The sequence below is a fragment of the Calditrichota bacterium genome (assembly GCA_014359355.1).
In the GTDB taxonomy this organism is placed as follows: domain Bacteria; phylum Zhuqueibacterota; class Zhuqueibacteria; order JANLFK01; family Oleimicrobiaceae; genus Oleimicrobium.
This window is the reverse complement of record JACIZP010000277.1, coordinates 1-3,159: the sequence shown is the minus strand read 5'-3', so window position 1 is coordinate 3,159 and position 3,159 is coordinate 1. Positions and strand designations below refer to the sequence as shown.

General features: G+C 60.9%; 3 protein-coding genes. All 3 read left to right on the top strand.

Translation table 11 applies throughout. From position 1 onward, the window contains the following. The first annotated feature begins 157 nt into the window (after positions 1-157). Positions 158-418: a hypothetical protein gene (locus H5U38_12165; GenBank protein ID MBC7187778.1), complete on the top strand. Its 261-nt coding sequence runs from the start codon at positions 158-160 to the stop codon at positions 416-418. Positions 419-900: 482 nt separating this feature from the next. Further along, positions 901-2,835, top strand: coding sequence for a T9SS type A sorting domain-containing protein (locus H5U38_12160; protein MBC7187777.1), 1,935 nt, complete (start codon positions 901-903; stop codon positions 2,833-2,835). Positions 2,836-2,949: 114 nt separating this feature from the next. Beyond that, positions 2,950-3,159, top strand: a 210-nt coding sequence (locus H5U38_12155; GenBank protein ID MBC7187776.1) for a hypothetical protein, incomplete at its 3' end; no start/stop codon positions are given.

The following is a 3,159-nucleotide window of genomic DNA, read 5'->3' as shown; positions in this document are numbered from 1 at the left end:
GGAGCGGGTGAGTAGCTGGGAATATTCCCCTGGTTGGCCGTGTTCCTTCTCGCCCAGAGCCACCGCTTCTTGCGTTTCGCAGCCGTTTCGCGCCCCCGTCAGGCCCCTTTTCTGCTTGCTGTATGGCATGTTGGGCTTTTCTGGACCTATAGGCCTCATGACCGTAATACCCTGGTCGTATGAAATTCAAGTGGACTGGTACTGCGACCACGGGAGCTGTCCAGCCCTGTCCCTCTACCGTGACGGGCAGTTACTGTGGCCAGATGTGAAACCGTATGACACCGATTGGTATTACGACTGGCTGAGCCATCAAGACGTGTGTAGGGGGTGGTATCGGTACTTCGACTGGGTTCTGGCCGGAGAGTATTGTTATGCGGCTGCCAATGCGTGGAACCAGGCATGTGTGAGCGTCCCGTAGTCACGGAGTGCTGAGCTCCATGGCCGGCCCGGCCCCTGGTTCTGTGTGAGTCTTCACGGCAAGGAGGAACCAACATGCCGTCCCGACGCAGCTTGTATGCTGTTCTCACCGCTGTGTGGGCGGTGGTGTGCTGTGGCTTGTCTCGCTCGGTTGCCGGTGATGACCGCTGGTCATCCTCGGGTCCGATTGCTGGCACTGTGAAACGTCTCGTGCGGAGCCCCGCACGCCCGGAGTTGCTCTTCATGCATATGGGCGAAGCGGGACTATTCGCAAGTAGCGATACCGGGCACAGCTGGACCTTTTGCGTCGCACCAGCTTGGCAGCCGAATCTGGCTTCGCACATATCAGGCTGGGACATCGCCGATGTAGTGGTTTCGCCTCATGTGGGGAACCCTATTTACTATGCAACCCGCTGGGTCCTGTTCACTAGCTGGGATGCCGGAGTGACCTGGCAGGGCATCTCCTATCCTCCTCAGCAAAAAATGGCGCCAGTAGTCCTGCTCGTGGATCCTACAGTCCCCGGCGTCCTCATCGTGGGGAACTATTCCACGTCGGGAGTGACGATCTCCAAGGACGGTGGTGCAACCTGGACCTGGGCCAACGCCGGTCTTGCGGGCAGCGCCGCCCTGCACATGAGCTGGGACGCCAATGGTGACACACTGCTCTTGGGGGCAAGGGATGGGGTATTTCGCAGGCACTGGTCACCAGGAGGTAAGGGGGATTGGCTATGGGCGGACATCAGCTACAACCTGGCCGGGCAGCCGGTGGTAGCCGTGCTGCCACCAACGCTTGGGGGGCGCGACATTGTGGCAGGCACGGTGGATGGAGTCTACGTGGGGGACGGCACCAGCCCATGGCGGGAGGTTACAGGGATCTCCTTCAGACAGCGCCGCGTGGAGTTCGGCGCGTTGGCCTGGGGCGGTCCGCGCTCGTCGTGGCTGTATGTGGGTACCCTGGATGGGCTCTATGTGACCCGCGACGGCGGTTCTTCGTGGGAGGAGCGGAGTGCTGGTCTGGCGAACACTGCTGTCAACTGCATTCTGCCCCTCGACTCCACACGGCTTCTCTTGGGCACGTGCGATGGCCTATATGCAACATATGATGGGGGCAGGACTTGGTGCAGACGGGCCACCGGCCTGGTCGCAAGCCAGTGCTATTTCCTTGCGTTTGATACCACAAGGACCCCCACACGCGTCTGGACTGGGGTGGACGGGGCTGGTGTCTACTATAGCGACAACTGGGGGGTAGACTGGGTAGACGCAGAGGCCGACATAGGGGAGTTGCAGGTTTCCTCTCGGGCGATTGCGCCCACCTCGCCTCCTGCGCTCTACGCGGCCTACATTCGCCCAGCAGGACCACCCCGTTATTTCCTCGACGGCGTCATGGTTAGCCGCGATGCCGGGCTGTCGTGGCTGGACGTGAGCGGCCCCATGAGGTCGCTGCTGCCCCTCTGTGTGGTAGCAGACCCCCTCGATTCCGACGTGCTCTATTGCGGGACCATGTACGGGGGTCTGTTCAAGAGTCCGGATGGGGGAAACTCCTGGCACCCTAGCAACGGCGGTCTGCCAACGGGCATAGTGGAACTAGTGGCAGTCGACCCAACTAATCCGCAAGTTGTTTACGCGGGTGTCCGCTCCCGCCATATCACTGAGCCGCACGGCTTGTATATCTCCACCGATGGAGGAGAACAGTGGGCGCCTGCCTTTCCTGCGTATTTATCGGAGACATGGCGTGAGGTCATGGACCTTGCCATAAACCCCGTCAATCCCCGGACTCTTTTTGCCGCGATTTCCACTCTTGAGGGGGTCCACAGGTCCCACGATCAGGGGAGGTCATGGGAGCCCGTCAACCGCGGCATCCGCCTGGGGAGCGGCCACTACGTCGTATCCGTCGCCATTGACCCGGTGGACACAAACGTCGTCTACGCAGCTGGTACCGAACTTTACGTGAGCTACGACGCCGGCGCAAACTGGCAACCAATGGAAGCAGGTCTCCCTCCGCACTTTGGGGCCGTGACCAAGATCCGCGTCGACCCCAAGGACCCAAGCCGGATCTATGCTGCGTCCGATGGCAGCGGCGTCTTGGTCTACCACCGCACCAAGTCCAGAGTCCACAGGGAGCGCAACGAGGAGGTACCCACAGCCTACTACTTGGCGCAGAACTTTCCCAACCCCTTCAACGCTTCCACGCTGCTCAGGTTCGGTCTTCCCAAGCAGAGCAGCGTGCTCATGGAGGTGTTCAGCGTGACTGGGGAGCTGGTTTGCACGCTGGTTAATGAGCGGCGGGGACCGGGGCACTACACCGTGCTCTGGAACGGCCGTGATCAACAGGGAGCGCGCGTCGCCTCTGGAGTGTACCTCTGCCGCCTGCGGGCCGGCGAGTTTGTGGACGTGAAGAAGATGATGCTCCTGTACTGACCGGCCTCTTCCACTGTGGGCCGGGTTAGTTTTCTCCAGCGTCCTGTGCTGGGTCGCGTAAGAGCCGGCCACGCGTGCGGGTGCAAGATCAAGCCTATGGGAGCGGGTGAGTAGCTGGGAATATTCCCCTGGTTGGCCGTGTTCCTTCTCGCCCAGAGCCACCGCTTCTTGCGTTTCGCAGCCGTTTCGCGCCCCCGTCAGGCCCCTTTTCTGCTTGCTGAGAATAAACTGGCTCCACCTTTCCGTGAGGCTCAGTTCGACATCATTTTCGGCGAAGGCATTTCCCGCGAAGGCGACCTGGTTGACTGCGGTATTCAGTATGGA